This is a genomic window from Bacillus sp. Marseille-P3661 (genome assembly GCF_900240995.1).
Lineage (GTDB): Bacteria > Bacillota > Bacilli > Bacillales > Bacillaceae_J > OESV01.
Map to the genome: position 1 here is coordinate 372,308 of NZ_LT965954.1, position 19,245 is coordinate 391,552.

20 protein-coding genes and 2 riboswitches are annotated in these 19,245 nt (G+C 36.2%); of the genes, 3 read left to right on the forward strand and 17 right to left on the reverse strand.

Annotated elements, in window-relative coordinates:
- Window positions 1-128 precede the first annotated feature (128 nt).
- From C1724_RS12810 to C1724_RS12855, 10 genes are all read right to left on the reverse strand, one after another.
- On the reverse strand, window positions 129-1,139 hold the full coding sequence (locus tag C1724_RS12810) for a homoserine dehydrogenase (protein ID WP_102347161.1): 1,011 nt from the start codon (window positions 1,137-1,139) through the stop codon (window positions 129-131).
- Window positions 1,112-2,230: a homoserine O-acetyltransferase MetX gene (gene metX / locus C1724_RS12815; protein WP_258000383.1), complete on the reverse strand. Its 1,119-nt coding sequence runs from the start codon at window positions 2,228-2,230 to the stop codon at window positions 1,112-1,114. Before metX ends, C1724_RS12810 begins: the two co-directional genes overlap by 28 nt.
- Window positions 2,214-3,929, reverse strand: a complete 1,716-nt coding sequence (acsA, locus tag C1724_RS12820; protein WP_102347162.1) for an acetate--CoA ligase — start codon at window positions 3,927-3,929, stop codon at window positions 2,214-2,216. Before acsA ends, metX begins: the two co-directional genes overlap by 17 nt.
- Before the next feature lie 25 nt (window positions 3,930-3,954).
- Window positions 3,955-4,680 carry an ABC transporter ATP-binding protein gene (locus C1724_RS12825; protein ID WP_102347163.1) on the reverse strand — a complete coding sequence of 242 codons (726 nt, stop codon included), beginning with the start codon at window positions 4,678-4,680 and terminating at the stop codon, window positions 3,955-3,957.
- Between the two features lie 14 nt (window positions 4,681-4,694).
- Entirely contained in the window at window positions 4,695-5,531 is an 837-nt protein-coding gene (locus C1724_RS12830; protein ID WP_102347164.1) for an ABC transporter permease, read from the reverse strand.
- Between the two features lie 114 nt (window positions 5,532-5,645).
- Window positions 5,646-6,650 carry an aliphatic sulfonate ABC transporter substrate-binding protein gene (locus C1724_RS12835; protein WP_102347165.1) on the reverse strand — a complete coding sequence of 335 codons (1,005 nt, stop codon included), beginning with the start codon at window positions 6,648-6,650 and terminating at the stop codon, window positions 5,646-5,648.
- Between the two features lie 26 nt (window positions 6,651-6,676).
- On the reverse strand, window positions 6,677-8,476 hold the full coding sequence (locus C1724_RS12840) for a PLP-dependent aspartate aminotransferase family protein (protein ID WP_102347166.1): 1,800 nt from the start codon (window positions 8,474-8,476) through the stop codon (window positions 6,677-6,679).
- A 149-nt stretch (window positions 8,477-8,625) separates the two neighbouring features.
- A riboswitch (SAM riboswitch) is annotated at window positions 8,626-8,737 on the reverse strand.
- Between the two features lie 86 nt (window positions 8,738-8,823).
- A complete protein-coding gene (locus C1724_RS12845) occupies window positions 8,824-9,480 on the reverse strand; it encodes a carboxymuconolactone decarboxylase family protein (protein ID WP_102347922.1) in 657 nt (218 codons plus the stop codon).
- Between the two features lie 82 nt (window positions 9,481-9,562).
- A riboswitch (SAM riboswitch) is annotated at window positions 9,563-9,670 on the reverse strand.
- Window positions 9,671-9,733: 63 nt separating this feature from the next.
- A complete protein-coding gene (locus C1724_RS12850; RefSeq protein WP_102347167.1) occupies window positions 9,734-10,882 on the reverse strand; it encodes a M20 peptidase aminoacylase family protein in 1,149 nt (382 codons plus the stop codon).
- Between the two features lie 315 nt (window positions 10,883-11,197).
- Window positions 11,198-11,740 carry a hemerythrin domain-containing protein gene (locus C1724_RS12855; RefSeq protein WP_258000384.1) on the reverse strand — a complete coding sequence of 181 codons (543 nt, stop codon included), beginning with the start codon at window positions 11,738-11,740 and terminating at the stop codon, window positions 11,198-11,200.
- A gap of 540 nt (window positions 11,741-12,280) precedes the next feature.
- Between C1724_RS12855 and C1724_RS12860 the strand changes: the two genes are divergently transcribed.
- Window positions 12,281-12,535 carry a hypothetical protein gene (locus C1724_RS12860; protein WP_102347168.1) on the forward strand — a complete coding sequence of 85 codons (255 nt, stop codon included), beginning with the start codon at window positions 12,281-12,283 and terminating at the stop codon, window positions 12,533-12,535.
- A gap of 52 nt (window positions 12,536-12,587) precedes the next feature.
- Here C1724_RS12860 and C1724_RS12865 read toward each other — a convergent pair whose 3' ends face one another.
- Genes C1724_RS12865 through C1724_RS12875 form a run of 3 tightly spaced genes read right to left on the reverse strand, consistent with a single transcriptional unit; the run spans window position 12,588 to window position 15,472 of the window.
- Entirely contained in the window at window positions 12,588-13,307 is a 720-nt protein-coding gene (locus C1724_RS12865) for a LutC/YkgG family protein (protein WP_102347169.1), read from the reverse strand.
- Window positions 13,307-14,734 carry a LutB/LldF family L-lactate oxidation iron-sulfur protein gene (locus C1724_RS12870; RefSeq protein WP_102347170.1) on the reverse strand — a complete coding sequence of 476 codons (1,428 nt, stop codon included), beginning with the start codon at window positions 14,732-14,734 and terminating at the stop codon, window positions 13,307-13,309. Before C1724_RS12870 ends, C1724_RS12865 begins: the two co-directional genes overlap by 1 nt.
- 18 nt (window positions 14,735-14,752) lie before the next feature.
- Window positions 14,753-15,472 (reverse strand): (Fe-S)-binding protein, encoded by a 720-nt coding sequence (locus C1724_RS12875; RefSeq protein WP_102347171.1) that lies wholly within the window; start codon window positions 15,470-15,472, stop codon window positions 14,753-14,755.
- A 230-nt stretch (window positions 15,473-15,702) separates the two neighbouring features.
- Here C1724_RS12875 and C1724_RS12880 point away from each other — a divergent pair, with 230 nt between their 5' ends.
- Window positions 15,703-17,460, forward strand: coding sequence for a B12-binding domain-containing radical SAM protein (locus C1724_RS12880; protein ID WP_102347172.1), 1,758 nt, complete (start codon window positions 15,703-15,705; stop codon window positions 17,458-17,460).
- 109 nt (window positions 17,461-17,569) lie between these two features.
- On the opposite strand, the gene C1724_RS25615 is transcribed toward C1724_RS12880, so the two are convergent.
- Genes C1724_RS25615 through C1724_RS25625 form a run of 4 tightly spaced genes read right to left on the reverse strand, consistent with a single transcriptional unit; the run spans window position 17,570 to window position 18,286 of the window.
- Window positions 17,570-17,716, reverse strand: coding sequence for a hypothetical protein (locus tag C1724_RS25615; RefSeq protein ID WP_180994257.1), 147 nt, complete (start codon window positions 17,714-17,716; stop codon window positions 17,570-17,572).
- Between the two features lie 12 nt (window positions 17,717-17,728).
- On the reverse strand, window positions 17,729-17,932 hold the full coding sequence (locus C1724_RS12885) for a hypothetical protein (RefSeq protein ID WP_102347173.1): 204 nt from the start codon (window positions 17,930-17,932) through the stop codon (window positions 17,729-17,731).
- A 20-nt stretch (window positions 17,933-17,952) separates the two neighbouring features.
- Window positions 17,953-18,117 carry a hypothetical protein gene (locus tag C1724_RS25620; RefSeq protein ID WP_180994258.1) on the reverse strand — a complete coding sequence of 55 codons (165 nt, stop codon included), beginning with the start codon at window positions 18,115-18,117 and terminating at the stop codon, window positions 17,953-17,955.
- Window positions 18,118-18,127: 10 nt separating this feature from the next.
- Window positions 18,128-18,286 carry a hypothetical protein gene (locus C1724_RS25625; RefSeq protein WP_180994259.1) on the reverse strand — a complete coding sequence of 53 codons (159 nt, stop codon included), beginning with the start codon at window positions 18,284-18,286 and terminating at the stop codon, window positions 18,128-18,130.
- A gap of 583 nt (window positions 18,287-18,869) precedes the next feature.
- Between C1724_RS25625 and C1724_RS12890 the strand changes: the two genes are divergently transcribed.
- Window positions 18,870-19,229 carry a DUF3905 domain-containing protein gene (locus C1724_RS12890; protein WP_102347174.1) on the forward strand — a complete coding sequence of 120 codons (360 nt, stop codon included), beginning with the start codon at window positions 18,870-18,872 and terminating at the stop codon, window positions 19,227-19,229.
- Window positions 19,230-19,245 lie beyond the last annotated feature (16 nt).

Here is a 19,245-nt window from a genome sequence, read left to right on the forward strand (position 1 = left end):
CTTTTATAAAAAGAAAGTTTCTTGTGCTAGATGGAATGGACGCTGAGGTGTGAACACATTATAACTGTTAGAGAAACGCACAAAAAAGTGATGGCATATTATTTCTGCCATCACTTTATGTAGCTATTCTATACAGATAATTGATCGTTTCGTTTAATCGTATTTATAGCATTAGCCTTTTTACTTAACAACACATGAACTAAATCTTCAACAATGGCACTTGCCGTTGCATACATACCAGCTCCGGGACCGGATAAGGTTATTGTTCCCACAACATCACCCTCAATTGCAACAGCATTTTGAACGCCTTCGATATTATAAAAAGGGTGATGTTCTCCAACGGTGACAGGTTCTATTGAGACTTTTATCCCGGAAGATGTGTTTGATATTGTAGCTATGTGTTTTGTTCGTAAACGTTTATTAGTATAATTTTTAACCACTTCGGTAGTTATATGTGATATTCCATCTCTTTTCACACTGTTCCATTCTGGCTGTGCTCCGAAACAAACTTGACTAAGGATCATCGCTTTATAAAATGCATCATAACCTTCAATATCATTAGTTGGGTCCAATTCGGCGTAGCCTTTTTCTTGTGCAAGTTTTAACGCATCATTGAACGACAAATCAGCATCCCTCATTTGGGATAAAATAAAATTGGAAGTTCCATTTAAAATGGCTTCAATTCTCGAAATAGAATTAATATTAAACAGTTTATTTAATGTTTGGATGATTGGAATACCACCCGCTACTGTTGCTTCAAAGCCAATCGAAACACCTTTCTGTTCTGCTAATTCAAACAAGTCAGAACAATGGTAGGCGAACATCTCCTTGTTTGCTGTAATAATATGGCACCCTCGAGAGATTGATTTTTTCAAGTATGTAAAACTTGGCTCTTGCCCTACAATAGCTTCGATCACAACATCTAAATGTTCCAGCCGAAGAATCTCATCCATATCTGAGGTGAACAACACATTTTCATCATTAAATGAATGTCTATTAATATTTTTTACAAGTACAGCGACAACTCTAACATTGGCCCCTAAACTTGTTAAAAACTTCTCTTGATGTGTATTAATGGTTTGATATACGCCTTTTCCAACTGTTCCGTATCCTAGTATTGCAACATTAATGGTTGGCATGGCCCCACTTCCTTTACATCCCCTGATTCAATTGCATTTTTTACAAGATATGCCCAATTATTGAATTCTACTAAAAAGCCGTCATGGCCAAATTGGGTATCTATCCCAAAAAAAGACACTTCTTTACCTAAATATGCTAATTGTTCTGCCACTTCTTTCATTGCATGTGAAGGATAAAGTAAATCTCCAGTATAACTTATTAATAGTACCTTTGCTTCAATGGTTTGTAACGCCTGTTCCCAACCATTTCGACCTTGACCTATATCATGGTAATCCATAGCTGTTAACAGTCTTAAATAACTATTTGCATCAAATCTTTTGGCCAGTTTTTCTCCCTGATACTTAAGATATGATTCAATCTGAAACTCTTCCTTTGACTTAAGTTGACGTTTAAAGCGCGCATTAAATAAGTGATCCGACCGATACGTGACCATTCCAATCATTCGAGCTAATTCCAACCCCTTGATTGGTTCATCCACGTTATAGTGTCCACCATTCCACCTTGGATCATTAATAATTGCTTGCTTAGCAATTGTGTTATAAGCCATGGCATAATCACTTAGGTATGGTGTGCTAGCAATAGGTATTAGCATGTTTGCAAAAGTAGGATACATGATGCCCCATTCAAACACTTGCATTCCGCCTAAAGAACCACCTATTATTGCGTGAACATGTTTTATCCCCAATTTTTGCAATGCTAGATATTGAGTTTTTACCATATCTCTAACTGTGACATTTGGAAAATCTCCCATATAAGGTTGATTTGTTTCACGATTAATACAAGTAGGGCCGGTTGAACCAGAACATCCACCTAACACATTCATGGTAATAACCTGAAACTTATCAGTATCAACAAAAAGTCCTGGGCCAATGAATTCACTCCACCAGCCAGGACTTTCAGTCGTACCAACTGAAAATTGATTTCCCGTTAAAGCATGGCAAACAAGAATAATAGGATTATTCTTGTTTCCAGTTTTTTCATATGCAATTTCTAAATGACTAAGAGTTTGTCCTGATTCTACTATAAAGTCTCCTAGATAAATTGAGCTATGCGTAATACCTTGATTTTCGCTACTAGTTGTTTGTTCCAAGTCTCTGTATCTCAAGGCTTTTCAACTCTCTTCTTAAAATTTTGCCACTGATCGGTGTCTTAGGTAATTCATCCATGATTTCAATTTCACGAGGAGCAGAGTGTGCAGCTAGCTTTTGTCTTACAAAGAGTCTAATCTCTTCAAGTAAACTGTCACTAGGTTCATATCCTTTTCTTAGAACAATAAATGCTTTAACAATTTCCCCACGAAGTGGATCTGGCTTTCCAATTACACCCGCTTCTGCTACAGCTGGATGCTCAATCAACTTACTTTCAACCTCAAAAGGTCCGATTCTTTCTCCAGAAGAATTTATCATATCATCACTGCGACCTTGAAAGAATATATAACCATCTTCATCAATCGTTGCTAGGTCACCAGAAATATACCAACCATCAAATCTAAAATACGATTCATATTTTTCTTTATTTTTCCATATTTCCTTCATAATACCGGGCCATGGGGCTTTTATTGCTAAATGTCCAACTACACCTGGTTGTAACCTTTGTCCATCATCATCAAGAACAGCAATTTCAATTCCTGGTAAAGCTCTACCCATTGACCCTGGTTTAATCACTTGAGAAGGTAAATTAACTATTAATTGTGCTCCAGTTTCTGTCATCCACCATGTATCGTGAATTCTTTTTCCTAGCACTTTTTGGCCCCAGTAAATAACTTCAGGATTCAACGGTTCACCTACACTTAATAGATGACGTAATGATGATAAATCGTATTCTTTTGTAACCGCATCGCCTTCAGCCATTAACATTCTAAATGCTGTTGGTGCACTGTACCATACCGTTGTTTTTGTCTTTTCAATCGTTCCATACCATGATTGAGCATTAAAACGGCCGCCATTAATAACAACTGTAGCCCTATTTAATAAAGGTGCGAAAATTCCATAGACAGTTCCTGTTACCCAGCCTGGATGTGCTGTACACCAGTAAACATCATCATCCTTAATATCAAGAACCCATTTCCCAGTTACATATTGATGAATCATAGCCCGATGAGCATGGACTACTCCTTTGGGTTTACCTGTCGATCCACTTGTATAGTGAATATTCAAACCGTGTTCAAAGTCCACCCATTCAATAACCTGATCATCTCTCGTTGTATTTTTATATTCTTCAACTAAAGAGATTTCGCCGTTTGTGCAAAGCTCCAGTTCTTCTGTTAAAAAGATTTTCTCTAAAGCAGGTAGTTCATGTCTTGGAACTCGTTTACCTAAATCTTTATCCGTAATTAAGTATCTGCCTTCACAATCTGCCATTCTATCCTTGACCGCTTCTTCCATGAACGCTTCAAATAATGGTCCAACAATTCCACCAAGTTTGATAACAGCAAGTGTTGCAAACCAGCAATCAGGATGTTTTGGTAAAAAGACAAAAACTATATCGCCCTTTTTAATGCCATGTTTCTTTAAAATTGTTGCAAGATGATCGGTCTTTTCTTTAACCTGTTTAAAAGTATAGATTACTTCTTCATCACCATTTACATAATGAAAAGCAGTCTTATCGCCGAATCCATCGTCAACATGACGGTCGATACATTCATAGGCCATATTCACATTCCCTGTTTTATACCAAGAAAACTGTTTTTTCACTTCTTCCCATGAAAAGTCAGCACGTGTTTTTTCATAATTTACTAGATTATAATTACCTTCGACAGGTAATAAATGTTCGTGTACTGTAGTTGCCATTTCAAAAACTCTCCTCTATTAATATTTAATTTGTACGAGATAAGTCCAAATGATTGAGTATTTGTTCCTTTAATTGGGCAAGTTTAATATCTCCTCGCGACCTCGGTTTTGGAACATCAATTGTTAATTCTTCATAGATTTCACCAGGTTGGCCGCGTAATATCAGTACGCGATCACATAAATATAATGCTTCGTCAATATCATGTGTAACCAATACAAATGTTGACTTATATTCCTGCCAAATGGACAGTAACAAATCCTGTAGTTTCATTTTCGTAAAAGCATCTAATGCGCTAAATGGTTCATCTAGTAGCAGGATTTCTGGCGCCGTTACGAGTGCTCTTGCTATTGCAACCCGTTGGGCCATACCACCTGATAAGTCTTTTGGATAATGGCTTTCGAATCCCGCTAAACCCACTGATTGAATATAGTGCTTTGCTTTTTCTTTTCGGTCTGGAGCATTTTTTAATCCAAACGCAACATTCTCAATAACTGTAAGCCAAGGCATTAATCTAGGTTCTTGAAAAATCATCCCAATTTTTTCATGAACAGAATCGATGATATCATCATTGATTTTTATCGTTCCGTTATAGCCTTGGTCAAGCCCTGCTAAAACTCTCAGCAGCGTACTTTTTCCGCACCCGCTTGTACCGAGAATTCCAAGAACTTCACCTTCATTTACTGTTAAATTTATATTTTTAAAACCAGCGCCATTATTAAAGGTTCTGGTTACATTTTCAATAGCTAGCATTTCCTTTCATCTCCTTAAGCCTTCTTCGTAAAGCTATCTTGCCAATGTAATGCTTTCTCTTCTAAGCCCTTCAACACTGAATCCGTTAGTTTACCCATAATCGCAAATAGAACAATACTTGCGATAATTAGTTCCGGTGAATACGTATTTTGTCCGTATACTAATAAATAACCGATTCCTTTGCTAGCTCCCATTAATTCAGCAGCTACAACAAACATCCATCCTAGGCCTAGACCGCTACGAATTCCAACTAAAAAAGACGGTAATGATGCAGGTAATATGATTCTTCTTATCAATTGATAGGTATTTAAATTATAGATTCTTCCAACTTCAATTAATTTTCGATCTACACCTTGAATACCTGAAACAATGTTTAAATATACCGGAAAAAACACACCAACTGCGATTAATGTAATTTTAGATGGTTCACCAATCCCCATCCATAATATAAATAGAGGAACCCATGCTAAAGATGGTATCGAACGGAATGCTTGGAATAGTGGGTCAAGAATTTGTTCAGCTCTCTTGATATAGCCCACAATAGCACCAAGAATAACAGCGAAAACTACACCAATTAAGAATCCAAAGAAAATTCTGTATAATGTGATCCCAAGATGGCCCCAAAGTGTACCGTCCTGTGCCATTTCATTAATTTTACCCAAAATTGAAGTTGGGGCTGGTAATAAGTGCGTTGGAAAAACTCCAATTCTACTTAGAAACTCCCAAACAATCAATAAGATCAATGGAAGAATGCTTCCCCATAAAACAGGTACTAATTTATTAGATAATTGAACAGTTTTTTTTCTTTTTAGCGGAAGACTTTGGGTTACTGGCACACTATTTCTTTCCATTGAGATGGTTCCCCTTTCTTTTTTGAAAAGCGCAAGCGCCTTGACCAGCCCCAAGAGGCTAGGCGCTTGCACAAGATATAGAATGTTGGGTACTGTCACAGCACCCTTAAAACTTTAGTTTATTACTTCACTTGCAAAATCTGGATTAATCAATTCTTTAACCAAAGTTGTAACATCAACATTTTCTTCAATAATCCCACTCTTTTGTAATACTTCGCCTGCTGATACTAACGCTGTAATTTGATTATCACCAGGAACAGGTGCTGAGAAATCATTACGCTCTAATTGAATTTTGGCAACTTCAGGAGAAATTTGCGCATGTTTTACAAGGATTTCTGCTAATTCCTCAGGATTTTCCAGTGCCCAGTTTCTAGCTTTTTCATAGACTTCAATTACCTTTTTCACTTGCTCCGGATATTTTTCTGCAAACTCATTACGTACATTTAAAGTGCCATACGTATTAAATTCAGTATTTCGATAGAATAACTCGGCATTCGTTTCAACTTCAACTCTGGCCATATGCGGATCCAATCCTGCCCATGCATCTACTTGACCTGTCGTTAAAGCTGATGCACCATCACCATGTTGTAAGCTTACTAGTTCAATATCGCTTTCAGCTAAACCTGCTTGATCTAAGGCACGAAGTAAAAAAATGTAAGGGTCCGTACCAATTGTAGCTGCTACTTTTTTGCCTTTTAAATCTTCAATTGCTCCAATACTAGAATCCTCAGTTGTTACTAGTGCTGTCCATTCTGGTTTTGAATAAATATAAACCGATTGGATTGGAGCATTTTTAGCTTTCGCCATTAATGCTGCCGCACCTGCTGTGGAGCCAAAATCAACACTATTACTATTTAAAAATTCAAGAGCTTTGTTGCTACCTTGACTCAATACAAATTCAACTTCAATGTCATCTTCCGCAAATGCTTCCTCCGCCCAGCCAAACTCTTTAAGTACTAAGCTAGTTGGGGAGTAATAAGCGTAATCTAGCACAATCTTCTTCGGCTTTTCTACGCCATCGCCTTTGTTTTCAGAGGTGCTAGGGGCTGCATCACTTGAGCAGCCCACCACACCTACTAGTAACAAGGCACTTAAAACGAATCCTATTAATTTTTTCATTTAAGCATCCCTTGCTTTCTTATTTTTTATAGTTCGCAAGCAAACGTTACGATCGTACCGCGTAAACGTTGTGTTTCTTTATACGTACAACGATTGTGTACTACTTCTAAACCAGCTTCTTTTGCAACTTCAACGGCCTTAGGTGAGATAACACCTTCTTGTAACCAAAATACTCGAGCATTTACTTCTGCCGCTTCCTTCGCAACTTCAATTGCAGCTTCAGGACTACGGAATACTTGAACAACATCAATTGGACCCGGTATTGATTTTAAATCTGGGTATGCTTGTTCACCAAGAACTTCAGTTTCTCTCGGATTTACAGGAATGATTTTATAGCCCAAGCGTTGCATTTTTCTTGCTAATCGATAACTTGGACGAGCCGGATTGCCACTTAAACCTACTACTGCTAAATTCTTAGGGCGTTGAACAAGCTTTCCATCAATTTCTTCTTGTAAAAATGGTGATTGTAATGCCCAACGAATCACACCTTCATCATTGACTGCAACTTCACCTTTCACATTACCTTTAGTTGAAATGCCTGTCGCTTCAAAGAATGCTCGATCTAAGTCATTTACTAAGTCTCTTACCGACTCAATACCAACTGATAAACGAATTAGCTCTTCTGTTACACCCGTTTTCTTCATATCTTCAGCAGATAATTGTTGATGAGTTGTTGAGGCTGGGTGGATGATTAACGACTTTGCATCACCAACATTCGCTACATGTGACCATAACGCGATATTATCAATAACTTGTTTACCTGTGTCGCGGCCGCCTTTAATACCAAAGTTTACAATTGAACCAGCACCGTCCGGTAAATATTTCTTCGCTAATTCATGAGCAGGATGCTCCTCAAGCCCTGGATATGAAACCCACTCAACCGCTGGATGGTTTTTCAGGAAGTTCGCAACTTCAAGTGCATTACTAACATGTTTTTCCATACGAAGATGAAGTGTTTCAAGACCTTGTAATAATTGGAATGCATTATGTGGACTTAGACATGAACCAAAGTCACGTAGTAGTTGAACTCTTAATTTTGTAATATAAGCTAATGTACCAAATTCGTTTGCATAGACAATTCCGTTATAACTTGGGTCTGGTTGAGTAAAACCAGGGAATTTATCGCTATTCCAATTAAATCGTCCACCATCAACTACAACACCACCAATTGATGTTCCGTGACCGCCCATCCACTTCGTTGCGGAGTGAACAACAATGTCTGCACCCCATTGAATTGGTTTACAAAGGTATGGTGTTGCAAATGTGCTGTCGACAATCAATGGAACTCCCGCTTCATGCGCAATATCAGCAACTGCTTCAACGTCAAGAACATGTAAGCTAGGGTTTCCAATAATTTCCCCATAAACTGCTTTTGTCTTATCTGTAATAGCCTTTCGGAAATTTTCTGGGTCAGTTGGATCTACAAAGTTAACCTTAATTCCGTATTTAGGTAGTGTAATAGCAAATAGATTATAGGTACCACCATATAGATTAGTTGCTGCAACAATCTCGTCACCCGCATGAGCAATATTCATAATTGCTAAAGCAATGGCAGCCATCCCAGATGAAGTAGCAACAGCAGCTACACCGTCTTCAAGAAGTGCAACCCTTTTTTCAAATACATCAACAGTCGGATTTCCAATTCTTGAATAGATGTTACCAGCTTCATCAAGTGAAAATAGTCCTTGTGCATGGTCTGTATTATGGAACACATATGAAGTAGTTTGATAGATTGGTACCGCACGTGAACCAGTAGTTGGATCTGGTGACTGTCCACCATGCAGTAATACAGTCTCTAAGTCATACGTATTAAATTCTTTTGTCATTGTGATTCCTCCTAAGCAAATATATAAACTCTATTTAACGATTCAAAAGATTAGTGAAATTCACTATACAACTAGCAATAAAACTCGATAAAAATAATTGTATTAAAATAACATAAAAACCCCCACTTCATAAGAAGAGGGGGGACCTCCTCTTATCTTTCAGACATTAAAGTCTGCAGGATTTAGCACCTTACAAACTAGGATTGTTTGATGGTTGCCGGACTTCATAGGGCCTGTTCCCTCCGTCACTCTTGATAAGAGTTTTCTTTATCCAATTAAATTGTTAGCATTTTAAATCATAAAAGGAGTATATACTATAAATTGCCTTTAAGTCAACTAATTTCCTATTATTTATCAAATGCATTTAAAGCATTAACACTATGCGCTATTGCTGATCCTGCCTTCAATGCTGTCGCTACAAAAATTGCTTCTGCCACTTCTTCTTTGTCAGCTCCGGCATCTTTAACACCCTTTGTATGAAGCTCAATGCAATACGGACAACCAGTTACATGGGCAACAGCAACGGCTATTAGTTCTTTTTCCTTTTTATTTAATAATCCTGGTTTTAATGCCTCTTGATCAAATTTTACAAAAGCTTGGAAAGCACTTGGATTAAGCTTTGATAATTCACCTAAACGGTTAAAATAAGAAGATTTATATAATTCGTTATCTCCTTGACCATCATATGTATTTAGTGCGTTGACACTATGTGCTAATGCAGCACCTGCTTTTAATGCTGTTGCTACAAAGATAGCCTCCGCAACTTCTTCCTTTGTAGCTTCTTGCTTTTTAACATTTTTAACATGAACCTCGATGCAATACGGGCAGCCTGTTACATGGGCAACGGCAACGGCTATTAATTCTTTTAGTTTACCAGATAATTTACCTGGAGCTAATGCTTTTTGGTCAAAATTCAAGAACGCTTTAAATGCGTCTGCACTTAAATCTCCCAGCTCACCTATTCTTGAGAAATAAGATCCTTTATACAAAATATCGTTACTCACTATAGTTCCCCCTTGGAAATTTTGTAATTTAACTAAAAAAACTCTTTTTCCGACAAGGAAAAAGAGTTTAATAACGTTCTTAACCTTATCTTTCAGGTACTAAATGCACCTGCAGGATTTAGCACCTTTCAACGAATTGATGGTTGCCGGATTTCATTGGGCCTGTTCCCTCCGTCACTCTTGATAAGCTTATTTAATTAAGTACTACTATAGAGTATGTTATTTAGTAAGTCAATTGTTTTTTTAGATTTTTTTATTTGTTATTAATTTTAAGATTATTCTGGTGAGCAAATGTATAGATAACAGCTTTGGCTAATATTTCAATTCCAGATAGTATTGCCTCAACATTAAATGTCATGTTTGGATGATGCAGACCTGGTTTCAGATCACAACCAAGTCCAAGCATGGTTGCTTTGAGTTGTGGACGTTTCAATGTATAAAAATGAAAGTCCTCTCCACCTGGAGTAATAATAGGTGGCACTAGGTTTTCTTCACCTAAAACCTCACAAATTGACTGTTGCATAATCTTCATCGCCTCTGGATCAACGATTGGAGCAAAAAATTCTCCTTTTGTAACTAGCTTTATCTCTACATTATAAAGATTGCTGAGCGATTCAACGATATGATCCACTCGATTTCTTAGCTCATACATGATCTCGTTTGTTTGAGCTCTTAAATCAATTTTAAATTGAGCATACCCTGGAATAATATTTTGACTTTCTCCTCCTGCGGAAAACTGCGTCATTTTTACCGAATGTGGGACCATAGGGTTTAAGTGAATATTATTTAGCTCTTGTACTAACGCTGCACCAATTTCAATTGCATTTTGACCTAAATGCGGTCGTGCAGCATGTGAATCCTCTCCAATTATTTCACCATACATAAATTGGCCTGCACCATGTAAAATTGCAGGAGATGCTTGACCATCAATTACCTCTTCTGCCGGTCTAAGGTGGACACCATATAAGAAATCGATATCATCAATTAAATTTTTTTCAATGAATGTTAGCGCACCGACTGACTTTTCCTCGGCGGGTTGAAAAAGATATTTGATTCTACCAGTTGGACTAAATTTTAATTCCTTAAGCAGGAGCATCGTTCCTAAAGCAATGGTCATATGTGCATCATGGCCACATGAATGGTTTGCACAAAAAACCCCATTAACTTGTTGCCATAGCGCATCAATATCCGCTCTAACTCCTACACAGAAAGGGCCTTCTCCAATTTCACCGACTACCCCAGGGAAATCATCGAATGTTTTAACATCTATATTATTTTTCATTAATATTGAAGTCACATATTTTGTTGTTTCAAATTCTTTTAAGCTCACTTCAGGATGTGTGTGAAGATGCTCAAAAATCTCCATTATTTGTGGCTTAAGATGCATCAAAGTTTCTTTCATGGTGATAAACCTTCCTTTATTAAACAAATTAACAGTTTTTATTTAAATGTAAAATTTAAATAGCTTTAACCTATAATGAATTTATTGTACATGAATACACTTCAGATACAAGGAAAAAATACAACTTTCTAGTTAGAAATACTTGGGATAGCTCTCGCTTTAAAATTCACATACGGATCGATATAAAAAAAGGACCTTAATTATGCGTTAAGCATCTTTGATATTATTCTATTAAAAAAACACATTAGATGGTTAATCATTCATCTAATGTGTTTTATAAATTTAACATTTAAATAGTCCAAAGGTAAGCAAGTATTATATTACAGAATCAAATTTCTTTGCTAATTCCTCTTTTTCCTCATCACTTAGAAAAGTTTCAGCCATTGGAAATAATACATTTTCTTCTTTCATAAAATGATTAATTAAAATATGGTACGATTCTATCGCATACTGAGTTAATACACTTGCTAATTCAGTGTTAATAGGAAAATTGCTGCTTTCATATTTTTCAATAAACATTGGAAGATTCTTTTTTGCTTGCTCATGCTCGTACTCCATCACAACTAATGGACCTGAAGTACGCCCAATATATTTCTCCATAGCTGTAAACAAGTAATCTTCTTCTCTCTGTGAATGCGGATCAAGCTCCTCAATAAACGTGACCAGTTCTGCATGTAATTCCTTTAAACGTTCATCAGTATTTTCATCATTTGAATTTTTTATTTCAACAGCTAACTTATGATAACTTGCCATTTGATCTCTTAACGGACCATGTTCTTTTAATAACCTTTGGATTGCAGGAGAATATTTTATTGCCATGTTTTGTTGTGACATCTTACTTGCACATTCAAAAGACATGTTGTTCCCTCCATTTATTTTTACTTTAGTAAGAATTAATTGATATTATAAACAAAAAAGCTCATCCATAAGGTGATATAAATCACACAGATAGGTATGACTAAACAATCTTCTAATGTTTGTACTGTTTTTATCAATCCTAGTAGTACTACATTACAAACAAAGACTCCCGCACTAAGTCAGGAGCCTTTGTTTGTAGTTTAATTATGTGATGATGAATTTATATCTGTTACACAGAAAAATATAAACATAAAACCAATGATAATGAATGAAATATTTAATACGACTGACCATTCTTCCACTTTAATTACCCCCCGTACCAATTTAACAAATAAAAACATTCCCAATTAGATTTTAACATCTAGAAAATTAATAAGGGCAAAATAGATTTGACAATTTATTGACAATGTTTTCATTATCTACCTAGCTTTAATAGGCAAATAATTGTTTATTCTGACTAGATGATAGATGTCCATACTTATCTAAAAAGTATTAATACAATAATCGTGAACGATACTTTTTAAATTAGGAGGGATTAAATTGTCTGCCCCGATATATGACTTATGTTGTAAATATAACGGAAGAACTGTAAGACTGCATGAACGAAGCGGTAGAGTACATTTCGGTAAAATCGTTAGGGTTACTCGATCACATGTATATATTGAACCTATACGTCGTAATTTAGGTGGGTATGGATATGGTTTTGGGGGACCGCGTTACGGATACGGTGGTGCATATGCTGTTGCACTAGGTGCCTTAACAGGTGTTGTACTAGCTGGTTTATTATTCTGGTAATAGTTTCAGTCATAAAAGGATGCACCATTAGGAGCATCCTTTTTACATATCATCACTTATCTAAGACGATGATATATGTCGCTTTAATTGGACCATGAACTCCAACAATTAGTTCCATCTCAATATCTGCACTATTACTAGGACCTGATATAAAATTCACACATGAAGCAACCTGTTTCCCTTGTTGAATTTGTTTATGGACCTCTCTTGCAACTTGTGTCATCCTAGGGACAATCGTACTCTTAGGAATAATGGCTATGTACGTAGCAGGTAGTAAACTAACTGATCGACCCTTTTCTGCAGAGCTAAAAAGAACAACAGTCCCTGATTCAGCCAATGTAATATCACTAAAGGTAATACCTACATCTGCGGACTTTGAGAATTCCATATTTTTATTACCAGCTGTGTGGTCCCATATATGTATTTTTTTTCCTTTGCTAGGTAATTCAGTTTTAAAATAATCTTCAAGTCCATACTCTTCAAAACGGGGGTCTTTCCATGTGCAAATTGATTTTCCCTCATAGTTGGAAATAACATCAGAAATGACTATCGACAGATTTTCAACCATTGTTTCATGTACAGTTGTATGAATATTTTTACATTGACTTTTTAGTATTTCACTAAGTTCATCTTGTGTTGCATCCTTGAAAATTTGATATTGCGGTGCATGTTTCCATCTAGGTTTTACTACATTGGTTCGCCTCTCACGATTTAAAGCTTTTGATACATTATTTAAAAATGGCTCACGATTTTTAATCATTCCATTATTCATTATTCATTCACGCCCTTTTCCCGTTTCTTCATCCAATCTCTGAATCTTTCTTGATTAGGGGCTGGTAAGTCACGTATATTCGTCCACAGTTTAAGTGGACCGGGACCGCTAGAGATTTTATCATCTTTAACAAAAGCATTAAGTACTTTAGGAGCAAGCTTTGAACCAATATTATACATGGTTGGTGAGGCTGTTCCCATTCGAAAGGCTTTCATAGAGATATTTTCAAAAACAGGTGCCTTTCCATCTTTTTCAACGATGTTTTGTCTATGCTTAATTAATAATTCATGTAATGGAATGCGAACTGGACAGGCTTCTGTACAGGCAGCACATAAAGTGGACGCATATGGCAGTTCCTTAAATTCGTCATATCCCTCCAGGAGTGGTGTTAAGACTGCTCCAACTGGACCAGGATATATCGAACCATACGAATGGCCACCAACGTGGCGATAGACTGGGCAAACATTAATACATGCCGCACATCGAATACAATGCAATATCGATTGAAATTCTGTTCCGAGGATTTTAGAACGTCCATTGTCTATAATAACTAGATGAAATTCTTCAGGCCCGTCTACCTCGTTTTCTTGTCTAGGCCCCGTTAAAGCCGTAATATAACTTGTTAATTTCTGTCCAACAGCTGCACGTGTTAATAGACTTACAAGTACCTCCATTTCTTCCCATGATGGAACAATACGCTCCATGCCCATTACTGTAATTTGAGTCTTCGGAATCGTTGTAACCATACGGGCATTTCCTTCGTTTGTAACAAGCGTTATAGTACCTGACTCAGCAATAGCAAAGTTACAACCTGTTATCCCAACATCTGCAGTTAAAAATTCTTTACGAAGAGTCTCTCTGGCAAATAAAGCAAGTTCTTCTGGTTTCTCAGATTTATCATATCCAAATTTCTTTTGAAAAACATTCCGAATCTGCTCTTTATTTTTATGGAGCGCCGGTGTAACAATATGTGAAGGTGGATCCCAATCATCTACTTGTAAAATCCATTCACCTAGATCAGACTCCACAACATCACAACCGACTTCTAATAATGCCTGGTTCAAACTAATTTCTTCCGTTACCATCGATTTAGACTTTACAATTTTTTTGGCATCTTTGCTCTTTATAACACCTTTAATATACTCATTCGCTTCTTCCGCTGTTTGTGCAAAAAAAACGTGTCCGCCTCTTTCAGATACATTCTCAGATAACTGATCAAGATAAAAGTCTAAATTCTCTAATGTATGTTGACGAATTTCTTCCCCGAGCTTTCTCCACTCTTCCCAGTTGCCTAACTCTTCTGATGCAAGTAATTTTCTTGTGCGAAAACGCCCCTGTGCGGCAGAAACTGCTCCACGCATGAATGAATCATTTATGCCTTCCTGTACACGTGCAGTAAAGGATTGTGAACCAATTTTAATACCCATCTTAGAGCCCCCTTTTCTTTATCTCTTATTCAAAACTGACGCAATGTGCATAATCTTGAATGGTTTACTTTGACGGCTACTGCGTCCGCCTATATTCATTAAACAACCTGGATCTGCCCCAATTAAGTAATTCACATCCGTTTCTTCAACATGCAAGATCTTTTCATCGACCATTTGTTCAGAGATTTGCGCCATTTTCACTGAAAAAGTTCCTCCGAATCCGCAGCAATCTGAATGATGTGGAAGCGGGATATATTCTAAGCCTTCTACATTTTTTAATAGAGTGATAGGCGATTCTTTTACACCTAACAAGCGGGTCATATGACATGAGGTATGGAAGGTAGCACGTCCATTCAGCTTAGCCCCAACATTTTCTACTTTTAAAACCTCTACAATAAATTCAGTTAGCTCATAGGTTTTATTTGCTAGTTCAATAGCTTTGGGTTCCCATACCGGGTCACCTTTAAAAATATGCGGATACTCCTTAAACATTGCTCCACAAGAACCTGATGGTGTCACAATATATTCTGCAGATGTTTCAAAAGCTTCTATCATATTTTTCATAGACTGCTTCGCTTCAGTTACATAACCACTATTGAAAGCGGGTTGTCCACAACAAGTTTGTTTCTCTGGAAATTCCACTTCACAGCCTAATCTTTCTAATAGCTCTACCGTGTCTTTTCCTACATCTCCTTGAAATAAATCTACTAAACATGTCACAAATAATGATACTCTCATTTAAGTCGCAACTCCTTTCGGCAGATAATGTAATTATACTATCCATGTTTGCAGGATAATAGAAAATAAAACTTTTCACTTTCTACATATACTCTGGAAACGAAGGTAATATTTATAGAATACTTTTTGCATTTAATTATCTTTTTTATTAATTATGGAAAAACTGTGATAAAATAATAAATTGATTTTAGAATAACTTGTACCCTCATGATTAAAAGGAGTTTTAACATATGAAAATCGTTGCCGCCACATTAAATGCGAAGTTTATTCATACAAGCTTATCCATACGATATTTAAAAGCGTATGCTGAACCTGAATTCCAGATTGATTTAGCTGAATATACCATTAACGATCCTGAAATGAATATTGTTTCTGATCTATTTTCAAAAAAACCCGACGTAGTTGGTTTTAGTTGCTATATATGGAATATAGAGGAAACGATTAATGTTATTAAAATATTAAAGAAAGTAAAACCAGAATTACGCATTGTTCTTGGTGGTCCTGAAGTAACCTATGATACTTCGGAATGGATGGAACGTCTTCCTGAAGTAGATTTTATCGTTATTGGTGAGGGTGAATATACATTTAAAGAATTATTAAATGAAATTTCAACTAATCAACAATTTGAAAAAGTAAGCGGAATAGCTTTTAGAGCAGATGGCCAAATAAAAGTAAATCCACAAAACCCAAAATTAGATTTACAAACAATTCCATCCCCATATCGATTTCCTGAGGATAAACCAAACCTCTCCAAAAGAGTAGTTTATATCGAGACGAGTCGCGGCTGCCCGTTTTCATGCCAATTTTGTTTATCTTCGATCGAAGTGGGCGTACGATACTTCAATCGTGAAAATATTAAAGAAGATATTTTATACTTGATGGAAAACGGAGCTAAAACGATCAAATTTGTTGACCGTACCTTTAACATTAGTAGAAGCTATGCAATGGAAATGTTCCAATTTATTATCGATCATCATTATCCTGGTACAGTCTTCCAATTTGAAATTACAGCAGATATCATGCGTCCGGAAGTCCTTGAGTTTTTGAACCAAAATGCGCCTGCAGGTTTATTTCGTTTCGAGATTGGTGTTCAATCAACAAACGATTTCACAAATGAACTCGTAAAACGAAAACAAAACTTCGAAAAACTTTCGCGGACGGTAAGAATGGTAAAGGAAGGAAATAAAATTGCTCAGCATCTTGATTTAATAGCGGGGCTACCGGAAGAAGATTATCGTTCATTTAAGAAAACATTTAATGATGTATTTGAATTTGAACCTGAAGAGTTACAGCTTGGTTTCTTAAAAATGCTGCGAGGTACAGGTCTAAGATTGAACGCCAAAGAGTATGGTTATATTTACCAAGATAATTCTCCATATGAAATATTAGGAAATAATGTACTTTCATTTAATGATATCATTCGTATTAAACAAGTTGAAGATGTACTTGAAAAATATTGGAATGATCATCGCATGGATTTAACCTTATTATATCTCGTAAAAAATACTTTCGACTCCCCTTTTGATTTTTTTCAAAGCTTTGGCTCATATTGGGACATGCAGGGCTGGAGTCGGATCGGTCATCAGTTAGAAGACTTATTTCAACGTCTTTTTATGTTTCTGGTTGATCAAGGATCTGCCAATATCGAAATAATAGAAGGTTTTATGAAGTATGATTATTTAATAGAAAAAAACTTCAAGCCACGTAAACCATGGTGGGTTGATAAGATGGACAAAAACAGTCGATCAAAATATCTAAAGATATTTTCTGAGACCCCTGCCCTTTTAGGTGAAGAATTTAAGCAACTTTCTTTAGCTGAGAAAGATCTTCATAAGCACACCATTATTGAAGAAATACCTTTTGACATCGAACATTATATTAAAACCGGAGTCTTAACCAAAGAACAAACTTTAATGCTTGTTTTTTATAATCCAACAACAAGAGAATCAAGTTTATATACTGTTGCAACAAGGATGATAAATGAATAAAGATTATCCATAATAATTTACAATTATAAATCTCCCCAGCAAATTGTTGGGGAGATTTTCACTCAATGGAACATTTGTTCATGGTAATGATCATTTCACTTGCATTTTATTAAACCCCGTAATTTTTCACTATTTGTTCAGAAACAAACTTACTTTTTTCTTCACGATTGAATGCTGCAGATGGTTTGAGTTGTGGTCGTAAATCGTATTCTTGATTTTGTTCACTCTTTTGATACTCCATACTTAAATCTTTCATAGAAAAATTCTCCTAATTACTTGAATTTTTACGAGCACCTTCTGCTTTTTGCTTCTCTGCTTGGGCATATTTTTGGGCTGCTGCTATTTCAAATTGTTTACTTGCATTTATATCACTGAATTCTAAACCAAACTCTTCTTTATTATTCCCTAAGCTTCTGGGCGTTTGTTGGCTTTTTACCTCTGGATTGTCATGACGATGATGTTTTTTTCCCATTAATAGTCCCCCTTTCTTTATTAACGTTTCCCTTCATCTTCAATTCTATTGGAAATTCGTGCATTTTCGGCTGTTTTGAAAGCCTGTAAGTCAGTAAATTCTTTATCAAACTCTACCTTTGGAAGGCTTTCAGTTGGAGTTTGATTGTTTGTTAGTGCTGCATGACGTGCAACTTTTCGTTTCATATATATCCTCCTAACCAGTTGGTATATTATTATGACCTGAATTTTCCCTTTCATATGCAATTAAAATTACATCTTCACCCATTGTTTCAGCAAGTTTACGCTCGGTTTCACGCAAGACATTTAATTGTTGTTCATCTAGATGGGCAAACGGAAATTGTTGTGAGGGCATATTTTTTCCTCCTCAGTTTCTAAATACTCTTTCCTGATCAACTTGTCTTCAATATACATTAAAGTGACAAAATGATTGATCAATTATAGGGTTCCCATTTTCTTAAAATTGATTTAATAAAAATAGCTTTGCTTTAAGTACCTATTCTAAAGCACTAGCATAGAATATCTTGTAAAATTGCAACTAAGAAGTTCCTTATGCCTAAAAAAGCTCACAATTTTCAATATAGAAGAGAATTGTTTAGAGCAATAATGAACCTTATTGGAGTGGATGCCATATGGCATTTGGATTGTATGTTTTAATTGGGTTACTGATTAGTTTATTTTTCTTTTTTGTACCTAAGTACGAACACATGCCAATTTGGATGTGGTTTCTACTTGTTGTAGCTTGGTTCCCGTTATATTTATTGGGGTTGCTGTTTATTTCGGTCAGGAAACCTCACAAATTCACTTAATGCAGTCTGTAGATCTTACAGACTGCATTATAGTCAAAAATCTTATGAATAAGGCAAGATATAAAAATAAAACTTTAAACTGTTTCCTTACATATGAAAACAAACACAAGCCATACTAATTTTGAGGTGATGAAAGTGACAGATAAAAATAATAATCAAAGTAAAATGGAGTCACCGATGGTTGATGAAACGCTGCCACATCAAATTTCCTCTCCTTCCTTCAAGGGAAGTAATATTGAGGTAGAACCTCCATTTGTGAATGAACACGGTGTGGTAATTGGGGATAGCTTTTATGATTCACCAAACTCCCCGTTAAATAATTGGAGTGATGAAATCGACCCTGCTATAATGGCAGGCGATGAATGGGTTCATCCAACAAACGACATTGGATGGAATACAACGGAGAATCGAGAACTCGTAGAAGGAATGTCTCCAAAAGGTGTGCCTTTTATGCATCCAACTCTAGATGTAAGTAAAGGTAAAGATTAACTTGAATTAAATTAGG

Coding starts and splice junctions, on each gene's coding strand:
- C1724_RS12825 (WP_102347163.1), bottom strand. CDS start 4,680: ATGCTAGCTATTGAAAATGTAACCAGAACCTTTAATAATGGCGCTGGT.
- C1724_RS12855 (WP_258000384.1), bottom strand. CDS start 11,740: ATGTCTTTTGAATGTGCAAGTAAGATGTCACAACAAAACATGGCAATA.
- C1724_RS12850 (WP_102347167.1), bottom strand. CDS start 10,882: ATGAAAGAAACTTTGATGCATCTTAAGCCACAAATAATGGAGATTTTT.
- C1724_RS12885 (WP_102347173.1), bottom strand. CDS start 17,932: ATGGGAAAAAAACATCATCGTCATGACAATCCAGAGGTAAAAAGCCAA.
- C1724_RS25620 (WP_180994258.1), bottom strand. CDS start 18,117: ATGAAACGAAAAGTTGCACGTCATGCAGCACTAACAAACAATCAAACT.
- C1724_RS12890 (WP_102347174.1), top strand. CDS start 18,870: ATGAAAGTGACAGATAAAAATAATAATCAAAGTAAAATGGAGTCACCG.
- C1724_RS12870 (WP_102347170.1), bottom strand. CDS start 14,734: ATGGGTATTAAAATTGGTTCACAATCCTTTACTGCACGTGTACAGGAA.
- C1724_RS12840 (WP_102347166.1), bottom strand. CDS start 8,476: ATGACAAAAGAATTTAATACGTATGACTTAGAGACTGTATTACTGCAT.
- C1724_RS12880 (WP_102347172.1), top strand. CDS start 15,703: ATGAAAATCGTTGCCGCCACATTAAATGCGAAGTTTATTCATACAAGC.
- C1724_RS25625 (WP_180994259.1), bottom strand. CDS start 18,286: ATGCCCTCACAACAATTTCCGTTTGCCCATCTAGATGAACAACAATTA.
- C1724_RS12810 (WP_102347161.1), bottom strand. CDS start 1,139: ATGCCAACCATTAATGTTGCAATACTAGGATACGGAACAGTTGGAAAA.
- C1724_RS12875 (WP_102347171.1), bottom strand. CDS start 15,472: ATGAGAGTATCATTATTTGTGACATGTTTAGTAGATTTATTTCAAGGA.
- C1724_RS25615 (WP_180994257.1), bottom strand. CDS start 17,716: ATGAAAGATTTAAGTATGGAGTATCAAAAGAGTGAACAAAATCAAGAA.
- acsA (WP_102347162.1), bottom strand. CDS start 3,929: ATGGCAACTACAGTACACGAACATTTATTACCTGTCGAAGGTAATTAT.
- C1724_RS12830 (WP_102347164.1), bottom strand. CDS start 5,531: ATGGAAAGAAATAGTGTGCCAGTAACCCAAAGTCTTCCGCTAAAAAGA.
- C1724_RS12835 (WP_102347165.1), bottom strand. CDS start 6,650: ATGAAAAAATTAATAGGATTCGTTTTAAGTGCCTTGTTACTAGTAGGT.
- C1724_RS12865 (WP_102347169.1), bottom strand. CDS start 13,307: ATGAATAATGGAATGATTAAAAATCGTGAGCCATTTTTAAATAATGTA.